The organism is Nocardiopsis sp. SBT366, assembly GCF_001083815.1.
Lineage (GTDB): Bacteria > Actinomycetota > Actinomycetes > Streptosporangiales > Streptosporangiaceae > Nocardiopsis > Nocardiopsis prasina.
Genome location: NZ_LAVM01000017.1, coordinates 59,772 through 79,126 on the forward strand (window position 1 = coordinate 59,772; position 19,355 = coordinate 79,126).

Sequence of the window (19,355 nt, forward strand, 5' to 3'; positions counted from 1 at the left end):
GCCCCAGGCCTGAGTACGGGGAGGCACCCCGTAGTCCGTCGGCCCCGGGGCGCGAAGGCGGCGGTCCACTCATGGGTCGTCCCGCTCCGCCCCCGCGCCCCCTGAGGCCCCGTGGATCAGCGGGCGCTGATGAGGACGTAGCGGCGCAGGGCCAGCGGGGCGAAGACGGCGATGATCACGGCCGAGGACAGCGCCGCGTACAGCACGGCGTTCTCCGCAGGCCAGCCGGTCGGCTGCGCCAGGCCCGGCGGCGGGGCGTTGCCGAACAGCTCCCTGGCGGCCGAGGCGACGGCCGTGACCGGGTTCCACTCCGCGACGATCCGCAGCGGCGCGGGCATGCCCTCGATGGAGACGAAGGCACCCGACACGAAGGCGACCGGGAACAGCCAGACCAGGCCCAGGCTCTGGGCCACCTCGACGCTGCGGGCGGTCAGCGCGATGAAGACCCCGATCCAGGAGGTCGCGAAGGCGAAGAAGAGCAGGAGGGCCACGCCCAGGACCACCTCGCTCGCCCCCGTGGTGACCCGCCATCCGATCAGGAGCCCGCACACGGCCGTGACCAACAGCGACAGGGAACTCGTCGCCAGGTCCGAGAGGGTCCGGCCCAGGATGACGGCGATCCGGGACATCGGCAGCGACCGGTAGCGGTCGACGATGCCCTTCTGGAGGTCGTTGGCCAGCCCGACCGCCGTGAAGGAGGAGTTGAACAGCAGGGTCTGCGCGAAGATACCGCCGATCAGGAACTCCCGGTACTGCGCGCCGCCCAGGCTGCCCCCGAAGACGAAGGCGAGCAGCAGGACGAACATCACCGGCTGGATGACCCCCGCGACCATGGATCCCGGGGTCCGCACGACGTGGAGCAGGTTCCGGTGGGCGACGACCCCGCTGTCGCTCACCGATCTCATCAGTACGTTCACCGGTGCCCTCCCGCCACGGGAGCGGGCTCGGCGGCCTCGCCCTCCTCACGTCCGGTCAGTTCGAGGAACACCTCGTCCAGGGTGGGGCGGCGCAGCGCCACCTCGACCACCGGGACACCGCCCCGTTGCAGCGCCGACAGAGCCCCGGTCAGCGCCGACTGCCCCTCCGAGGTGCCCACCGAGAGCCGTCTGGCGCCCGGATCGGTCTCGGGTCGGCCGTTGCCGTGGTCCGCGACGATCCCCGCGGCCGAATCCAGGTCGGCGGCGTCGGCGAGGACGAAGTCCATCCGTGCCCCGCCCATGTGCTCCTTGAGGGCGTCGGCGCTGCCCCGGGCGATCACCGTTCCCTTGTCGATGACCACGATCGTGTCCGAGAGCTGGTCGGCCTCCTCCAGGTACTGCGTGGTCAGCAGGACCGTGGTCCCGTCCTCCACGAGGGTGGAGACGATCTCCCAGGTGTCCATGCGCCCGCGCGGGTCCAGGCCGGTCGTGGGTTCGTCGAGCACGACCACCTCGGGCCGGGCCACCAGGGCCCCGGCCAGGTCCAGGCGGCGGCGCATACCGCCCGAGTAGGCGCCCGAACTCTGGTTCGCGACGTCGGAGAGCCGGAAGCGCCGCAGCAGTTCCCTGGCGCGCTCGGCCGCCTGCGCGCGGTTCATCCCGTACAGGCGGCCCACCATGCGCAGGTTCTCGAAGCCGGTGAGCTTCTCGTCCACGGCCGCGTACTGGCCGGAGAGCCCGATGCTGCGGCGGACCGCACCCGGGTCGGCCACCACGTCGTGACCGGCGACCCGGACCCGCCCGCCGTCCGGCCGCAGCAGGGTGGTCAGCACGCGGACGGTGGTGGTCTTGCCCGCCCCGTTGGGGCCGAGCAGCCCCAGGACGTGCCCGCGCGGCACGGCCAGGTCGATGCCCCGAAGCGCGCGGTGTCGCCCGAAGGACTTGGTCAGTCCCTCGACCTCGATGACATGGTCGTCCCCGTCCACGTCACTCCCTTCGTGGTTGGGGGCCCGGCCGCGCGGCCGGGCCCTGGGTTCTCAGGCCGCGTCGAGCTGGCGCACCCGGTGGGGCCGCATGTCGGTCCAGTTGGTGTCGATGTAGGAGAGGCACTCCTGGCGCTCGGCGGGGCCGTGGCGCACGACCCAGCCGGCCGGGACCGGGACGAAGGCGGGCCACAGGGAGTGCTGGTCCTCGGCGTTGACCAGGACCAGGAAGGAGGCGTCGGTGTCGTCGAACGGGTTCTGCATGGCTGTGTGCCCTTCTGTGTTCGTGCGGCTCGCGATCACGGCCGCGGATTGTCGGTGGTTCGTGGGGGTCAGCGGCGGTGCGCCAGTGAGCGGGCCAGACGGTCGGCGACGACCGGTCCGATCACGGAGAGCGCCTCCGGTGTGGCCATGAGCGCGTGCGTGCACGTGACGTCCTGGTTGTCGATCCGGCCTTCGACGTAGGGCCGCCAGGTCCGGGCGAGGTCGACTCCGGGAACGCTGTCCAGCGTCGCGGTGAAGAAGAGGAGGTCTCCGTCGAAGACGGGCGGCCGTCCGTGGCGCAGCAGGGACACCTGCCGGTCGAAGCCGAGGAGCATGGCCTCGACCGCCTCCTTGGAGAGTTCACCGAGGGGGTCGCCGTGGCGCCGGAACACCTCGATGGCGTCCTCGGTCCGCGGTGACTCGCCGAGGCCTTCGGCGTCCTCTGCGTAGCCGACGGCCCGGAGCAGGGCGACGAGGACCTCGGTGTCGTCGGCGAAGCCCTCCTCCGCGGACTGGCCGAACGGGTGCGAGTCCAGCAGGGCCAGGGTGGCCACCTCGTCGCCGGTCTCCTGGAGGTGTCCGGCGAGCGCGTGCGCGATGTTGCCGCCGAAGGACCAGCCCAGCAGGTGGTAGGGCCCCTCGGGCTGGATCTCGCGGATGCGCGCGGCGTAGTCCTCGGTGAGGGATCGCAGGTCGGTGGCGTGCTCGGTCCGGTCGCCGGGGCTGAGCCCCGGGGCCTGGAGCCCGTACACGGGGTGGTCGGCGCCGATGTGTCGCGCCAGCCCCGCGTAGGGCCACGCGAGTCCTCCGGCGGGGTGCACGCAGAACAGCGGGGCGCCCTCGCCGGTGGGCCGGATCGGCAGGATCCGGCCGAGCCCGGTCTCGGTGGTCTCCCCGTCCGCCGCCTGGATGAGCCCGGCGACCGTGGGGTTCTGGAAGAGCATCGGCACCGTGACCTCCTGGCCCAGGGCGGCGCTGATGCGCCGCACGAGGCGCGCCGCGAGCAGGGAGTGCCCGCCCAGCTCGAAGAACCCGTCGTGCACCCCGACCCTCGGCAGGTCCAGGATCTCCGCGAACAGCGCGCACATGCGGATCTCGCGTCGTGTCTCGGGAACACCGGTCACCTGCGGTGCGTGCTCGGCGGGGTCCGGCAGGGCCGCGTTGTCGACCTTGCCGTTCACGGTCAGTGGCAGGGACTCCAGGCGGAGGAACACCGCCGGGACCATGTATTCGGGAAGCCTGGCGGCCAGGTGTCGGCGCAGCTCGGCGTCGGTGGGACCGGGGCGCACGAGCGGCACCGGGTAGGCCACGAGCCTGGCGTCCCCCGCCGCCGTGCGGCGCACCAGGACGGCGGCCTCGGCGACTCCGGGATGGTCCACGAGCGTCGCCCTGATCTCCCCGGGTTCGATCCGAAAGCCCCGGAGCTTGACCTGGTCGTCGGCGCGGCCGACGAACTCCAGCGTGCCGTCTGCGCGCCACCGGACGAGGTCTCCGGTCCGGTACATGCGTCCGCCCGCGGCGGCGAAGGGGTCGGCGACGAACCGCTCCCCCGTCATGCCGGGGCGGCTGCGGTATCCGCGGGCCAGCCCGGCTCCGGCGATGTAGAGCTCACCGAGAGCGCCCACGGGTGCGGGCTGGAGCCCGCTGTCGAGCACGTACACCCGGATGTTGCCCACCGGTCGGCCGATGGTCGGGCCGGCCTCGCCGCCGATGCCCGCGATGACGGCGTCCACCGTGGTCTCGGTGGGGCCGTAGAAGTTGTAGGCGCGCACGTCCGGGCGGCGGGTCAGGTCGTCCCAGAGGTCGGCGTCGACCGCCTCTCCGCCCAGGGCCACCACCGAGAGCGCGTCCGAGTGGTCGAGCACGCCCTCGGCGATCAGCCTGCGGGCGTAGCTGGGAGTGGTCTCGACGGAGTCCACGCGGTTGCGGGTCAGGTAGTCGGCGAGGCCGGAGGGGTCGCGGCGCACCGAGTCCTCCACGACGTGCAGCTCGTGCCCGTCGACCAGCCAGAGGATCGGGTCCCAGGAGGCGTCGAAGGCCACACCGGCGGTGTGCGCGACCCGGAGCTTGCGGCCCAGCTCCTGGCTGACCGGGGTGAACAGCTCCTCCTGGTGGCTCAGGAACAGGTTGACCAACGACCCGTGCTCGACCTCGACCCCCTTCGGCCTGCCGGTGGAGCCCGAGGTGTAGATGACGTACACGATGTCCGAGGCGGTGAGCGGACGGACCCGTTCGCGGTCGGTGAGCGCGCCCGCGGTGGCGCAGTGGCAGTCGCCGTGCTTGTCGGTGATGGCGTCCACGTCGCGCACCAGCGGGGCGTCGGGGACCCGGTGGGCGAGCGAGGAGTCGGTGAGCACCAGCCCGGGCACGGCGTCGCCGATCATGGTGGCCAGCCGCTCGTCGGGGTGGTCGGGGTCGAGGGGCAGGTACGCGGCGCCGCTCTTGAGCACGCCCAGGAGGCTCACGACCGTCTCCACCGATCGCTGGAGCAGGACGGCGACCACGTCGCCGGGCCCGTTGCCGAGCTTGACCAGAGAACGGGCCAGGCAGTTGGCGCGCCGTTCGAGGTCGGCGAAGCTGAGCCGCTCCTGCGCGCAGACCAGCGCGATCGCGTCGGGGGTGAGCCGGACCTGCTCCTCGAACAGCTCCACGACGGTCTCGACCGGAAGCTCCCTGAGCAGGCCGTGCCCGTCGGCCAGGAGCCCCTCCCGCTCCTCTCCGGAGAGGATCTCCAGGCGACCGAGACGGGCCTCGGGTGCCCGGGTGGCGGCGTCGAGCAGTCGGACGTAGCGCTCCACGAACAGCCGCGCCGTGCCGGGGTCGAACATCGCGCTGTTGTACTCCAGCGTGCCGGTGACACCGGCGGCGCCGCCCAGCGGACAGGTCTGCTCGGCCAGGTCGAAGGAGAGGTCGAACTTGGCGCCCAGTGCCGGTGCGCCCGGTTCGGGGCGCACGTCCAGACCCGACAGCTCCATGGTGGGCGTCTCGTTGTTCTGGAGGGTCAGAGCCGTCTGGAACAGCGGATGACGTCCGAGGGCACGCGAGGGGTTGAGCCGCTCCACGATCTGCTCGAAGGGCACCTCCTGGTCGTCGAAGGCGTCCAGGTCGGCGTCGCGCACCCGCGCCAGCAGGTCGGTGAAGGTCGGGTTACCCGAGGTGTCGGTACGCAGCGGGAGCGTGTTGACGAAGAACCCGACCAGTTCGTCCAGAGCCGGGTCGGTGCGCCCCGCGACCGGGCTGCCGATCACGATGTCGTCGCCCGCGCCCAGGCGTGTGTGCAGGGCGGCGAGTCCGGCCTGGAGGACCATGAACAGGCTCGTGGACGAGGACCGGGCCAACCGCAGCAGGCGTTCGTGCAGGTCCGCGCCGATCTCCACCCCCGTGCTGGCGGAGGGCTGGGAGGCGCTGGCGGGCCGGGGCCTGTCGGAGGGCAGGCGCACCTCGTCCGGGGCGCCGGACAGGCGGCGCTCCCAGGCGTCGAGGCTGTGCCGGATCGCGCTCTCGGGGTCGCCGTCGTCGCCCAGGACCTCGCGCTGCCAGAGCGTGTAGTCCGCGTACTGCACCGGCAGGTCGCGGGCGAGGGCCGCCGTGCCGTGCACACGGGCGGTGTAGGCCATGGAGAGGTCGCGCGCCAGGGGCGCGGTCGACCATCCGTCACCGGCGATGTGGTGCAGGACCAGCAGCAGGACGTGCTCCCGGCCGACCCTGAACAGGTGGCCCCGCAGAGGCGTCTCGACGGCCAGGTCGAAGCCCCTGCCCGCCTCGTGGACCAGGGCCTGCCGGAGCTCCTCCTCGGAGGCGACCTCCACGCACTCGCTGCCCGGAGTGACCGCCTCGGGGGGCAGCACGTGCTGGAGGGGCTCGCCGTCGATGTCCGGGAAGACCGTTCGCAGGCTCTCGTGGCGCGCGGAGACGTCGAACAGCGCCCCGCGCAGCGCCTCGGTGTCCAGCTCGCCGGTGATCCGAACCGCCATCGGGAGGTTGTAGAGGGCCGCCGAGGTGTCCAACCGGTTGAGAAACCACAGCCTGCGCTGGGCGAACGACAGCGGCACACGCGCGGGCCGGGGCACCGGTCGCAGCGGGGGCCTGGACTGGCGCCCGGTGCCGAGCGCCGCGGCCAGACCGGCCACGGTCGGTGCCTCGAAGAGCGTGCGCACCGCGACCTCGGCGCCGACCGTGTGACGGATACGGGCCACCAGGCGCACCGCGAGGAGCGAGTGGCCGCCGAGGGCGAAGAAGTCGTCGTCGATGCCCACTTCGGGCACGTCCAGGACCTTGGCGAACAGCTCGCACAGGACGGTCTCGTCGCGGGTGCGCGGGCCGCGTCCGCTGCCGGTGACGGCCTCGGGTTCGGGCAGCGCCGCCCGGTCCAGCTTGCCGTTGGGCGTCAGCGGGAGTTCGGGCAGCACCATGACCACCCCGGGCAGCATGGCGGCGGGGAGCCTGCGCGCCGCATGGTCGCGGATCCCCCGGGTGTCGGGGCGACCGCCCGGCCGTGCGGTGACGAAGGCGGCCAGCCGCGCGTCCCCGTCCCTGGTGCGGGTGAGCACCACGGCCGACTGGGCGACGTCGGGGTGTTCGGCCACGACGGCCTCGACCTCGCCGAGTTCGATCCGGTGGCCGCGCACCTTGACCTGTCCGTCGGCGCGGCCGACGTAGCGCAGCGCGCCGTCGGACCGACGGGTGACCAGGTCACCGGTGCGGTACATCCGGCTCCCGTCGGCGGCGAACGGGTCCGCGAGGAAGCGCTCGGCGGTCATCCCCGGGCGTCCGAGGTAGCCGCGGGCGACCCCGGCGCCGGTGAGGTAGAGCTCGCCGACGACCCCTGCGGGGACCGGACGGAGCCTGCCGTCCAGGACCCGGGCGCCGGTGTTGGCGATCGGCCTGCCGATCACCGGTTCGTTCTCCTCGTCGGAACGGGCCGTGACACTGTCGACGGTGCACTCGGTCGGCCCGTACAGGTTGTGCGCCGTCAGGCCGGGGACGTCGCGCAGTTCGTCCCAGAGCCGGGCGTCGACCGCCTCTCCGCCCAAAGCGAGCACGCGCGGCCCGGTGCCGCCGTCGAAGAGCCCCAGTGCCACGAGCTGCCTGGCGTAGGAGGGCGTCGTCTCGACCGCGTCGACCTCCCGCTCACGCAGGAGGGCGACGAGCTGTTCGGCGTCTCCCCTGACGGGATCCTGGACGATGTGGAGTTCGTGGCCGTCCACCATCCACAGGAACGGGTCCCACGAGGCGTCGAAGGACACCCCGGCCGTGTGCGCGACCCGCAGGGGCCGGCCCGCGGCGGTGACGGCCGGTCCGAACACACGCTCCCGGTGCGAGTGGAGCAGGTTGGCCAGAGAGCGGTGCTCGACGACCACGCCCTTGGGGCGCCCGGTGGATCCGGAGGTGTAGACGACGTAGGCCGCGTCGCGGGGGGCCGGGCGGGCCGGAACCCGCAGCATCGGGGTGTCCAGCGGCAGCGCGTCGACGTACAGCACGGTGCTGTCGGCGGGAACGCGCGTCCGGTTCCCGGCCGTGGTGAGGACGTGTTCGGGACGGGCGTCCGCGAACATGTGGTCGACCCGATCGCGCGGGTAGGAGGTGTCGACGGGCATGTGGGCGGCTCCGCTGCGAAGCACGCCCAGGAGCGCGACCGCCAGGTCGACCGAGCGCGGCAGCACCGTCGCCACGGTCGTCCCGGGTCCGGCGCCCCGGTCTGCCAGGAGGCGGGCCAGGCTCTCGGCGCGGGCGTCCAGCTCCGCGAAGGTCAGCGAGTGGTCGCCCGCGACCACCGCGGTCCGGTCGGGAGTGCACAGGACCTGGGCCTCGAAGGCCTCCAGGATCGAGTCCGCGGCTCCGGAACGGTACGGTCCCGCCGAGCCCTCGTCCAGCTCCGCCCGCTCTCCGGGCAGGAGGAGCTCCGCCTCCTCGACGACGGTGTCCGGGGCCTCGGCCAGGACCGAGAGCAGGTGGGTGAAGCGGTCGGCGACGGAGCGGGCGGTGTGCTCGTCGAAGAGGTCGGCGTCGTACTCCAGGTCGCCGAGGAGCCCTTCGGCGACGCCGCCGGACCCCAGGTGCTCCGTCAGGTTGAGGGTGAGGTCGAACTTGGCCTGCCGGGTGCCGACGCCCTCCTGCACCGTGGTGTCCAGGCCGCCCAGGGACGGCCGCTCGGCGCGGATGTTCTGGAGGGCGAGCATCACCTGGAAGAGCGGTGGCCGCGAGCCCACGCGGGCCGGACGCAACTCCTCGACCACGCGGTCGAAGGGGGCGTCCTGGTGGGCGAAACCGGAGAGGCAGGCCTGCCGGGACCGGATGACCAGGTCATCGAAGGTCGGATTGCCGGATGTCCGGGTCCGGATGACGACCGTGTTCACGAAGAAGCCGACGAGATCGTCGAGTTCGGTCTCCGTGCGGCCCGCCGTGGGTGTGCCGACGGTCAGGTCGGAGCCCGCGCCCAGGCGGGAGAGCAGCGCGGTGAGCCCGGCGTTGAGCACCATGAACAGGCTGGCGCCGTGCTTGTCGCCGAGCCCGTTGAGGCGCTCGTGGAGTTCGGGTGAAAGGCGCAGCGGGACCGAGCCGCCGCGGCCGCTGGACTGTTCGGGGCGGGCGCGGTCCGCGGGCAGGACCGTCTCCTCCGGGGCCCCTCGCAGGGCCTCGCGCCAGTAGGCCAGCTGCCGGGAGAGCTCGCTCTCCGGGTCGTCGTCCCCGCCGAGCACCTCGTTCTGCCAGAGCGTGTAGTCGGCGTACTGGACCGGGAGGGGCGCCCAGTCCGGGGCCCGCCCCTGGGAGCGCGCGGAGTAGGCGTCGGCCAGGTCCCGGGCGAGCGGTCCCAGCGACCACCCGTCACCGGCGATGTGGTGCAGGACCAGCAGCAGGACGTGGTCACGGTCGTCGACCCGCAGGAGCCGGACCCGCAGCGGGGTCTCCACGGAGGTGTCCAGGCCCCGGCTCGCCTCGGCCGTGATCACCCGCTCCAGGTCGCGTTCGGGGCACGAGACGGCCGCGAAGTCGAGGGGGCTCTCGTGGGGCGCCAGGACGTGCTGGCGGGGCTCCTCCCCGTGCAGCGGGAACACGGTGCGCAGGGTCTCGTGGCGCTCCACCAGGTCGTCCAGCGCGGCGCGCAGGGCCCCGGTGTCCAGCTCGCCGCGCAGCCGGAGCGCGGCCGGGATGTTGTAGGCACCGGAGTCGGGTGCGTACCTGTTGAGGAACCAGAGTCTGCGCTGGGTGTGCGACAGCGGCAGCACCTCGGGGCGCTCGCGCGGCTCCAGTCGCGGTGCGGTCACCGCCTCGTCCGGGAGCACCCTCGCCAGCCCGGCGACCGTCGGGTTCTCGAAGAGTTCGCGGATGGCGGGGGCCGCGCCGAACTCGGCGCGGATCCGGCCGATCAGGCGGGTGGCCAGCAGGGAGTGGCCGCCCAGGGCGAAGAAGTCGTCGTCCACGCCGACCCGCTCGACCCCGACCGCCTCGGCGAAGAGCTCGCAGAGCCTGCGCTCGCGCTCGTCGCGCGGCGCCCGGAGGGTCTCCGAGCCGCCGGAGGGCAGGGGCAGGGCGGCGCGGTCGAGCTTTCCGCTGGGGGTCAGCGGCAGCTCGGGGACCTGGACGGTCGCGGCGGGCACCATGAAGGCGGGCAGCCGGTCCGAGGTGTGTGCGCGGACCTTGTCCGTGTCGGAGGGGTCGTCGACGACCACGTAGGCCACGAGGCGGGTGTCCGCGCCCTCGCCGACGGCGATCACCGCGGCCTGGCGGACTCCGGGGCACTCACGGACGACGGCCTCGACCTCGGCCGGTTCGACGCGCACCCCGCGTACCTTGACCTGGTCGTCGGCGCGGCCGAGGAAGCGCAGGGTGTGGTCGGGTCCCGGCGAGACCAGGTCGCCGGTGCGGTACATGCGGCTGCCGTCGGCGGCGTGGGGGTCGGCCACGAACCGTTCGGCGGTGAGAACGGAACGGCCGAGGTAGCCGCGCGCGACGGACGCGCCCGAGACGTACAGCTCACCGGTGGCGCCCGGGGGAACGGGCCGGAGCCCCGAGTCCAGGACGTAGGCGCGGGAGTTGGCGACCGCGGCCCCGATGTGGGGGGCGCTCTCCGAGGTGACGGGCGTGGTCAGGCTGTCCACCGTGGTCTCGGTGGGGCCGTACAGGTTGTGCGCGCTGACGTGTTCCAGCGACGCGAGCGTGTTCCACAGGTCGGCGTCCACGGCCTCGCCGCCCAGGGCGACGACCGTGGGGCCGCCGGGCTCGGCCAGACCCTCGGCCAGGAGCGCGCGGGCGAAGGAGGGCGTGGTCTCGATGGCTTCCAGGCCCTGTTCGCGCAGGTGGGCCACGAGCCGCTGCGGGTCGCGGCGGACCTCGTCCTCTACCAGGTGGAGCTCGTGTCCGTCGACCATCCACAGGAACGGGTCCCAGGAGGCGTCGAACGAGAGCCCCGCGGTGTGCGCCACCCGCAGCGCCCGTCCGTGGCGTTCCCGGGCGGGAGTGAAGACGAGTTCGCGGTGCGAGTGCAGGAGGTTGAGCAGGGATCGGTGCTCCACGGCGACGCCCTTGGGCGCGCCCGTGGAACCGGAGGTGTAGATGACGTAGGCGAGGTCGGCGCCGGTGGCGGGGCGGGGCCAGTCCGACTCGGGCGGGCGCGGGCCCTCCTCAACGGCGGCCCTGGTGGCCGGGTCGTCCATCAGGACGGTCCTGGGGGTGCCCTCGGGCGCTTCGTCCGGGGTCCCGGACACGGTGTCGCCGTGGGCGAGCACGATGTCCGGCCGCGCGTCCCGCACCATCGCGGCCAGTCGGCCCGTGGGGTAGCCGGGGTCGAGGGGCAGGCAGACGGCACCGGCCTTGAGCACCGCCAGCTGGGCGACGGCGAGGTCGGTGTGACGCCCCAGCCGGACTCCCACCACGCGCCCGGGGGCGGCGCCGAGCGCGACGAGGTGGTCGGCCCATCGGTCGGACAGGGCGTCGAGGCGGGCGAAGGTGAGTCGCCCGTCCGGTGCGACGACCGCCGTGCTCGCGGGGAACCGGGAGGCGGTGATCGCGAACTCGTCCGCGACCGTGAGGTCGGGCAGCGCCCGCACCGGGCCGTCGCTCACGCCGGCCCCCGCCCTCTCCTCCTCGTCGGAACGGGCGGCCAGGGTTCCCACCGGGGCGGAGGGGTCCTCGGCGATGGCCCGCATGACGGCGAACAGACGGCTCTGGTGGTCGCCGAGCTCGTCGCGCGTGTACAGGTCCGGGCTGCCGTCGAAGTCGACGCGGATGTCCTGGGTCGCCCCGAGCCCGTGGAAGATGACGGACAGGTCCTCGACGGGACCGACCGCGAGGTTGTGCGTGGTGGCCGGGAGCCCGGCGAAGACCAGCTCGCCCAGGGCCGGGATGATGTTCACCGACGGCCCGGTGAGGCGGCGACCGAAGTTCCCGTCGCGACGCAGGTCCTCGCTGCGGTAGCGCTGGTGCCGGAGCGCCCGCCGGGTGTCCAGCGCCACCTGCCGCAGGAGTTCGGACACCGGCTGGTCGGGACGGACCCGGACGCGCAGCGGAACGATGTTGGAGACCGCGGCCGGAACCGTCCGTGCGTGCGACGTGCGGCGTGTGGTGACCGGCAGGCCGAGGACGACGTCCCGGGCGCCGGTGAAGCGGTGGAGGTGGACGGCGGTGGCCGTGAGGACCGCGGTGGGCAGGCTGGTGCGCTGTCGGCGGGCGGCGGCCTGGAGCCCGGCGGCGGTCTCGCGCGGCAGGTGGTCGGTGACCCTGTGCAGGCTGGTGGGCATCCGCGGGGGCGTACCGGCCAGCCCCACCGCGTCGGGGGCGTCGGCCATGTACTCCGACCAGAAGCGGCCGTCCGTCTCCTCGGTGCCGTTCGCCCGGTAGTCGGCCTCCTCCTCCAGGAGTCGGCTCAGCGAACCGAAGGGGCTGGGGCCCGGCTCGGTCCCGGCGGCCAGGGCGTCGTGGACCTCGGCGACCCTGCCCAGGACCAGCATGGCCCCGTAGCCGTCCAAGAGCAGGTGGTGGACGCGCTGGTAGACGAAGTGGTGCTCCTCGCCCAGACGGAAGATCACCTCGGCGAACAGGGTCTCGCCCCGGACGTCCTGCGCCCGCGCGAGGTCGTCGCGCATCCACCGGCGGGCGGACTCGGCGGGGTCGGGCTCGTCGGTGAGGTCCACGACCGTGGGCCACCAGTCCTCCGGTCGGCGGACCTCCTGCCAGGGCTCCCCGTCCTCCTCGCCGAAGCGCAGGTGGAGCGACTCGGTCTCCAGCACCGCCTGACGCAGGGCGGCGCAGAGGACCGGCACGTCCAGCGGACCGTCCAACTCCAGGTACTCGGCGATGGCGTACACGGGGTTTCCCGGGTCCATCTGCTGCGCGTACCAGAGCCCGGTCTGGGCAGCCGTGAGCGGCAGTCGGCGGGTTCGGCCGGTGTTCGTCATCGAAGACCTTCCAATCGCGTCGGCGCCTCTGCCGAAGCAGCGGACGGGCCGCGGTTGCGGGGAATTGAATGCGTGTGTCCGGGGTGCCCCGGGCGGGAAACGGAGCACGCCAGCGGATCGGTCGCCCCAGGGGGGCCGGGATGACCGCTTTCAATAGCTTGTCTGTGATCACTGGTGATTCGTGGCGAAAGTTCGGAAGGATTGCGTGATGCACATCACACAAAGCAATCAGATACTTACTAAAAGCCATATTCCGGACAGGGCAAAGCGACCGGAGTGCACCACTCCGGCCACTTTGAAACGGGTCGCTAGTTGTTGATCTGGTAGTTGCCGATGAAGATGGTGAGCAGTCCGCCGTCCCCGAACAGACCCAGACCACCGAGCAGGCCGCCCGAGGGCGCGGAGGCCTCGGCGGCGGGGGCCGCAGCGGCCTGAGCGGGCGCGACGGCGAGGCCGAGGACCACGGTGGCGGCGAGGGCGGAGAGCAGGAGCGCGGAGGCGCGTCGACGAACTGACGTCATGACGGGGGTTCCCTTCGGTGGTCGGACGGGGCCTTTCGCCGGTTGGACGATCCGCCCCTCAGGGGACTATTCGTCACCGAGCGGCGGGGGTATTGGTCCGGTTCGCCATGAGTTATTCCGATCGCCTCGGCCGCGCCGCGCCTGGCGTCCGCGACCTCCGGCGCACGGAACCGCCCCCCGACAGTGCCCGCTCGGCCCCACTCGCCCCCGCCAGGAGGAACACCATTTTCTACCAGTTGGTAACAATTAACGGCGAGGACTGGAGCACCGAAGGCGGAACACCCTAGGGTTCCGACATGGGTGTATTGCGGAAGCGTGTCCTTCTTCGTGTTTTTCTGGGGTTTGTCGCCACGGTCGCGTCTCTCGCACTGATCGCCTCGCTCCTGGGGGTCTGGGCGGTACGGCGCTCCTTCCCGACCACCTCCGGGGAGCTGGCCCTCGCCGAACTCAGCGCGCCGGTCTCCGTGCTCCGGGACGAACGGGGCGTCGCCCACGTGTACGCCGACGACGCCGAGGACCTCTTCGTCGCCCAGGGGTTCACCCACGCCCAGGACCGGTTCTGGGAGATGGACTTCCGCAGGCACGTCACAGCGGGGCGCACCGCCGAACTCTTCGGCCCGGGCCAGGTGGAGACCGACATCTACCTGCGCACCATGGGCTGGCGTCGGGTCGCCGAGCAGGAGTACGACCTCCTGGAGGAGGACACCCAGCGCTACCTGGACGCCTACGCGGCCGGGGTGAACGCCTGGATCGACGACAACCAGGGGCTCTCGGCCAGCCTGGAGTACGGCCTCCTCGGGATCACCGCCGACGACTACACCGTGGAGCCCTGGACGCCCACCGACAGCCTCGCGTGGCTGAAGGCCATGGCCTGGGACCTGGGCGGCAACCTCCAGGATGAAACGCAGCGGGCCCTGCTCCTCGCCGACGGCCTCGACGAGGAACGGATCGAGGAGCTCTACCCCGCCTACCCGACCGAGAAGCACGCCACCATCACGGACACCGACGAGCACTCCGGGGCCGGCACCGAAGCCGATCTGGGCCGCGCACCCGACCTGCCCGAGGAGGCCCTCGCGGCGCTCGGCGGGCTCTCCGGCGTGCACGACGCCATCCCGGACCTCCTCGGCCCCTCCGACGACCCCGACCTCGGATCCAACTCCTGGGTCGTGTCCGGTGAGCACACCGAGACCGGTCTTCCGCTGCTCACCAACGACCCCCACCTGGGCGCCTCGATGCCGTCCACCTGGTACCAGATGGGGCTGCACTGCACGGAGCTCACCGAGGAGTGCCCCTTCGACACCAGCGGGTTCAGCTTCTCGGGCCTGCCCGGCGTGGTGATCGGCCAGAACGAGTCCATCGCCTGGGGCTTCACCAACCTCAACCCGGACGTCATGGACCTCTACCTGGAGCGGGTGGAGGGCGACGACTACGTGGTGGACGGGGAGCGGCGCCCCCTGGAGATCATCGAGGAGACCATCGCGGTCTCCGGCGGCCAGGACCTCGAACTCACCGTCCGCTCCACCCACAGGGGCCCGATCCTGTCGACCACGTCCGCGGGATCGAACCTGCGCAGGGTCGGCGAGAACCCCCGCGAGGGGGACGACGCCCCCTACCAGGTGTCCCTGCGCTGGACCGCGCTCCAGCCGGGCACCACCGCCGACGCAATCTTCTCCATGAACCGGGCCCGTGACTGGGACACCTTCCGCGAGGCCGCGAGCCGGTTCGACGTCCCCTCACAGAACCTCGTCTACGCGGACAACGAGGGCAACATCGGCTACCAGGCCCCCGGTCTGGTCCCGGTCCGGGGCAAGGGCGACGGCCGCTGGCCCGCCCCCGGCTGGGACTCGGACTACGACTGGGAGGACGAGTTCCTGCCCTTCGACGAACTGCCCAGCGTGTACAACCCGGAGTCCGGGGTGATCGTCACCGCCAACGAGTCGGTCGTGGACGAGGACTACGAACACTTCCTGACCTCGGACTGGAACTACGGCTACCGGGGCCAGCGGATCAACGACCTCCTGGACGAGGCGATCGCGGACGGCCCCGTGGGTGTCGCGGACATGGAGCGGGTCCTCGTGGACTCCCTCCACACCAGCGCCCTCGAGGTCACCCCGTACCTGCTGGACGCCCCGGTCGAGGGAACCACCGCGAAGGCCCGCGAACTCCTCGTCGACTGGGACCACCGCAACGAACCCGACTCCGCCGCGGCCGCGTTCTACAACGCGACCTGGCGCCAGCTCCTCCCCCTGCTCTTCGACGAACTCGGGGAACGCGGAATGGACGGCCGCTCACGCGGGATGCACGTGGTCTCCCAGTTGCTGGAGGACCCCGACTCGGCCTGGTGGGAGGGCCGGGAGGTCAGCGGACGGGAGGAGGTCCTGGCCGCGGCGATGGACGCCGCCGTGGAGGAGCTCACCGAACTGCTCGGCGACGACCCCGCCGACTGGCGCTGGGGCGACCTGCACACCCTCACCGCGACGCACGAGTCCTTCGGGACCTCGGGGATCGGCCCGGTGGAGTGGCTGTTCAACCGCGGCCCCGTGGAGAGCGCGGGCGGCTCCGACCTGGTCAACGCCACCGGTTGGAACGCGTCGGAGGGCTACGGCATCACCACGGTCCCGTCGATGCGCATGGTCGTGGACCTGGCCGACCGGGACTCCTCCACGTGGATCAACCTCACCGGCAACTCCGGCCACGCCTTCCACCCGAACTACGACGACCAGCTGGAACTGTGGGCGGAGGGCGCGACGCTCCCCTGGGCGGTGACCGAGGAGGCGGTCCGCGAGGCCACTGAGGACGAACTCACCCTCGTCCCGTGACTCCCGGCCCCGGAGACGTTCAGAACCGTTTCCGGGGCCCTCCCGCTAGAGCGGGAACGACGTACCGGTCATCTCCTCGGACAGGTCCCACAGCCGCCGGGCCATCTCGGTGTCGCGCGCGGCGGCGCTCCTCTTGGACGGGCCGGGCGCCCCGTTCACGAACAGGCCGGTGGGTCCGGCGAAGAACGCTCCGGGAACGTCCTGCGTTGCGGCGTAGACCGTGGGCAGTGCCCCACTGTGCGCGCTCTGGGCGAAGATCCGGTTGCCGATCCGCAGGAGCCCGTCCTGCAACGCGTTCTCGCTGCGGCCCTGGAGGTTGGTGGCGGCGTAGCCGGGGTGCGCGGCGGTGGCCAGCACCGCCGAACCCACCTCGTCGAGCCTGCGCTGGAGTTCCAGGGTGAACAGGAGGTTGGCCAGTTTGGACTGCCCGTAGGCCCGGTAGGGCGTGTAGCGGCCCTCCAGGTTGGGGTTCTCGAAGTCGATCCGGTTGACCGATCGGTGCAGGCCGGAGGAGACGGTGACCACGCGTCCGGTGACGTGTTCGAGGAGGAGGTTGGTGAGGGCGAAGTGACCCAGGTGGTTGACGCCGAACTGGGTCTCGAAGCCGTCATTGGTGCGGGACTCGGGGATCGCCATGAGTCCGGCGTTGTTGATCAGGAGTTCGAGGTCGCCCCGCCAGCCGTCGGCGAACTCGCGGACCGAGGCCAGGTCGGCGAGGTCGAGGCGGCGGACCTCGGTCGTCCCCGGGATCTCGGCGGCGGCTCGTTCCCCCTTGGCGGTGTCGCGGACCGCCAACACCACGCGAGCGCCGCGTCCGGCCAGGACCCTGGCGGTCTCCAGGCCCAGTCCGCTGTTGGCGCCGGTGATGACGGCGGTCCTGCCGGTCAGGTCGGGCAGGCTCACGCTGGTTGTGCTCATGTCCCCAAACTAGGGAGCACTCCTGAAGTTGTCAATGACAACAATGCTGGCATTGCAAACATCGGACTATGCTGGGTGGCATGCCTGACCGCCCCTACCACCACGGCGACCTCCGCTCCACCCTGTTGAGCAGCGCCGAACGCACCCTGGCCCAGCGCGGCCCCGGGGCCCTCTCCCTGCGCGAACTCGCCCGCGAGGCCGGTGTCAGCCACGCGGCGCCCGGACGACACTTCAAGGACAAGCAGGCCCTGCTCGACGCGCTCGCCCTCAACGGTTTCCGGCGACTCCAGGCCTCACTCGAACGCGCCAGAGCGGAACAGGACCACGCCGGGTCGGACACCGGGGACTACCTCCTGGGGCTGGCCCGCGCCTACGTGGGCTTCGCCATGTCCAACGCGGCCCTGCTGGAACTGATGTACGCGCGCAAGCACGACAGCGACGTCTCCGACCAGCTCGCCGCCGCCGTCGGGGACATGATCGCCATCGTCCTGGACGCCATCTCCGAGGGGCAGCGCGCGGGGGAGATCATCGAGGGCGACCCCACGGCCATCGCCTTCACGGTGACCTCCACCCTGCACGGGTTCGCCTCGTTCAGCGGCGACGAGAACACCGAGGACGTCGACGAGTCCCTGCGGAACGTGGTCCGGCTCCTGATGACCGGGCTCAGCCCTCGCTGAACCGGCACGTCCGGGCGGAGGCCTCCGTTCGGGAGGCCTCCGCCGGGGTCAGTCGCCGTACTCGCCGTGCAGACGCCACCAGGCGTACGGCTCGCCCTGGGGAACCCCCTCCGGGCTGTCCTCCCACAGCTCCTGGCGGCCCAGCGGGGTGAGGTCGAGCAGGCTCCAGTTGGTGCCCAGCTTCTCCACGCCCCGGCCCTGGGTGAAGTAGGTCCGGTACACGCTGGAGTCGTCCCGGATGAACACGCTCAGCCCGAAGTTCTCGCCGCCGTCCACGGTGACGCCCATGTCCTCGTTGAAGCGGCCACCGAAGGAGGAGTACCAGGGCACCGTCCACCCCATCCGCTCACGCACGGCCGCGATCTCCGGGTAGGGGGCCCGGGACACCACGGCGAGCGTGGTGTCCCGGGCGTTGAGGTGCTCCGGGTGACCCAGGTTGTCCACGACCATGGAGCAGCCCTCGCACTGGTGGTCGGAACCGGGCGCGAGCATGAAGTGGTAGACGACGAGCTGTCGGCGCCCCTCGAAGAGGTCCGTCAGGGAGTACTCCCCGCCCGGGCCCTCGAACACGTGGTCCTCACCGATCCGGTACCCGGGCTGCCTCCTGCGCTCGGCCGCGAGCCGGTCCTGGGCGCGGGTCAGCTCCTTCTCCTTGGCGATCAGGTCCTCGTGGGCCCTGTGCCACTCGGTCTCCGTGACCGCGTCGGGCGTGTACATGGCTTCCTCCTGGGGCGCTTCGGCGGGGCCGCTGAGGTGTGGAAGGCCACCACCGTGCCCTCCACGGTGCCATCGCCGTACGACATTCGGCCGCACGCTCGGCCGAAGGGCCGTCGTGTCGGGCCGGAGGGGGAGCGAACACACGAAGGCCCACCGGGGAGTCCCGGTGGGCCTTCGAACGTTGAAGGGCCGGTGCGGCGGTCGCCTCACGGCGGGTGGCACAACAAGGCTCCTGACCACCACTGGGGTGCGGTATTCCCTGAAGGCTTTGATTAGAGCCCGGGGGACACTTAAACCGCACCGACCCGCTCCGTGTAACGACCCCACCCCTGGTGCTATTCCGCGAGCCCGGAGAAGTTTTCCGGGCCCACCATCAGAGGGCGCCGAGCCATCAGAGGGCGCCGGGGCCGGCCGGTCAGACGCTGCTGACGGACAGCTTCACCGCGAAGCCGAGGAACAGCGCACCCGCCGCCGAGGTGGCGCCCGCCGTGAGTCGCCGCCGGCGGCCGAAGGCCGCCGCCAGCCGGGTACCGCTGAAGATCAGCACGGAGAGGTAAAGCAGGCTGAAGGCCTGGAGCAGCAGGCCCAGCACCAGGAAGGACAGCGCCGGGTACGCGTAGGCGGGGTCGACGAACTGCACGAAGAAGGAGATCAGGAAGAGGATCATCTTCGGGTTGAACAGGGACACCACGAGCGCTCGGTGGAAGGGACGTTCACCGGTGGGCGCCTCCGTCGCGTCCGCGTCGGCCGCACGCTGGTCCTCGGCTCTCTGGTGCCGTGAGGTCCAGATGGCGTGGGCCGAGCGCAGCATCCCGATGGCCATCCAGACCAGGTAGGCGGCTCCCGCGTACTTCACCACCGAGAAGAGCAGCGGACTGGCCTGGAGCAGCGAGGCCGCACCGGCGGCCGCGAGCAACATGAGGAGGGTGTCGCCGGTGAACACACCGGCGGCAGCCCTGTACCCCGTGCGGGTACCGCTGCGCGCGGCGACGGAGAGCACGTAGAGGGAGTTGGGCCCCGGCAGGAGCACGATGAGGACGAGTCCCGCCAGGTAGGTCGGCAGGTCGGTGATACCGAGCATGGACGAAGTGTGTCATCCCGCCCACGACGGACCACACCCCGGCCGCCCCTTGCCGCCCCAGTGC

Annotated in this window: 10 protein-coding genes; 2 read left to right on the plus strand and 8 right to left on the minus strand. The window is 72.0% G+C overall.

Annotated elements, in window-relative coordinates:
- Positions 1-116: 116 nt before the first annotated feature.
- From ADX84_RS07515 to ADX84_RS07535, 5 genes are all read right to left on the minus strand, one after another.
- A complete protein-coding gene (locus ADX84_RS07515) occupies positions 117-917 on the minus strand; it encodes an ABC transporter permease (protein WP_082206337.1) in 801 nt (266 codons plus the stop codon).
- Positions 914-1,903 carry an ATP-binding cassette domain-containing protein gene (locus ADX84_RS07520; RefSeq protein WP_049569587.1) on the minus strand — a complete coding sequence of 330 codons (990 nt, stop codon included), beginning with the start codon at positions 1,901-1,903 and terminating at the stop codon, positions 914-916. The genes ADX84_RS07515 and ADX84_RS07520 overlap by 4 nt, the downstream gene beginning before the upstream one ends.
- A 51-nt stretch (positions 1,904-1,954) precedes the next feature.
- The gene (locus ADX84_RS07525) at positions 1,955-2,164 is read right to left on the minus strand and encodes an MbtH family protein (protein ID WP_017544117.1); all 210 of its coding nucleotides are present in this window, start codon (positions 2,162-2,164) and stop codon (positions 1,955-1,957) included.
- Between the two features lie 68 nt (positions 2,165-2,232).
- Complete coding sequence (locus tag ADX84_RS07530; RefSeq protein WP_049569589.1) at positions 2,233-12,558, minus strand: non-ribosomal peptide synthetase; 10,326 nt, start codon at positions 12,556-12,558, stop codon at positions 2,233-2,235.
- A gap of 308 nt (positions 12,559-12,866) precedes the next feature.
- Positions 12,867-13,079: a hypothetical protein gene (locus ADX84_RS07535; protein WP_049569591.1), complete on the minus strand. Its 213-nt coding sequence runs from the start codon at positions 13,077-13,079 to the stop codon at positions 12,867-12,869.
- Positions 13,080-13,375: 296 nt separating this feature from the next.
- On the opposite strand from ADX84_RS07535, the gene ADX84_RS07540 reads away from it, so the two are divergent.
- Positions 13,376-15,898, plus strand: coding sequence for a penicillin acylase family protein (locus ADX84_RS07540; protein ID WP_234003863.1), 2,523 nt, complete (start codon positions 13,376-13,378; stop codon positions 15,896-15,898).
- 45 nt (positions 15,899-15,943) lie between these two features.
- Here ADX84_RS07540 and ADX84_RS07545 read toward each other — a convergent pair whose 3' ends face one another.
- Entirely contained in the window at positions 15,944-16,816 is an 873-nt protein-coding gene (locus tag ADX84_RS07545) for an oxidoreductase (protein ID WP_049569594.1), read from the minus strand.
- Between the two features lie 80 nt (positions 16,817-16,896).
- Between ADX84_RS07545 and ADX84_RS07550 the strand changes: the two genes are divergently transcribed.
- On the plus strand, positions 16,897-17,493 hold the full coding sequence (locus tag ADX84_RS07550) for a TetR/AcrR family transcriptional regulator (RefSeq protein ID WP_049569620.1): 597 nt from the start codon (positions 16,897-16,899) through the stop codon (positions 17,491-17,493).
- Between the two features lie 48 nt (positions 17,494-17,541).
- Here ADX84_RS07550 and ADX84_RS07555 read toward each other — a convergent pair whose 3' ends face one another.
- Together ADX84_RS07555 and leuE are read right to left on the minus strand one after the other, a co-directional pair.
- Positions 17,542-18,210 (minus strand): DUF899 domain-containing protein, encoded by a 669-nt coding sequence (locus ADX84_RS07555; protein ID WP_049569596.1) that lies wholly within the window; start codon positions 18,208-18,210, stop codon positions 17,542-17,544.
- 415 nt (positions 18,211-18,625) lie between these two features.
- Positions 18,626-19,291, minus strand: a complete 666-nt coding sequence (leuE, locus tag ADX84_RS07560) for a leucine efflux protein LeuE (RefSeq protein WP_049569601.1) — start codon at positions 19,289-19,291, stop codon at positions 18,626-18,628.
- Positions 19,292-19,355: the final 64 nt, after the last annotated feature.

Coding starts and splice junctions, on each gene's coding strand:
- ADX84_RS07525 (WP_017544117.1), bottom strand. CDS start 2,164: ATGCAGAACCCGTTCGACGACACCGACGCCTCCTTCCTGGTCCTGGTC.
- ADX84_RS07530 (WP_049569589.1), bottom strand. CDS start 12,558: ATGACGAACACCGGCCGAACCCGCCGACTGCCGCTCACGGCTGCCCAG.
- ADX84_RS07535 (WP_049569591.1), bottom strand. CDS start 13,079: ATGACGTCAGTTCGTCGACGCGCCTCCGCGCTCCTGCTCTCCGCCCTC.
- ADX84_RS07540 (WP_234003863.1), top strand. CDS start 13,376: ATGGGTGTATTGCGGAAGCGTGTCCTTCTTCGTGTTTTTCTGGGGTTT.
- ADX84_RS07545 (WP_049569594.1), bottom strand. CDS start 16,816: ATGAGCACAACCAGCGTGAGCCTGCCCGACCTGACCGGCAGGACCGCC.
- ADX84_RS07550 (WP_049569620.1), top strand. CDS start 16,897: ATGCCTGACCGCCCCTACCACCACGGCGACCTCCGCTCCACCCTGTTG.
- ADX84_RS07555 (WP_049569596.1), bottom strand. CDS start 18,210: ATGTACACGCCCGACGCGGTCACGGAGACCGAGTGGCACAGGGCCCAC.
- leuE (WP_049569601.1), bottom strand. CDS start 19,291: ATGCTCGGTATCACCGACCTGCCGACCTACCTGGCGGGACTCGTCCTC.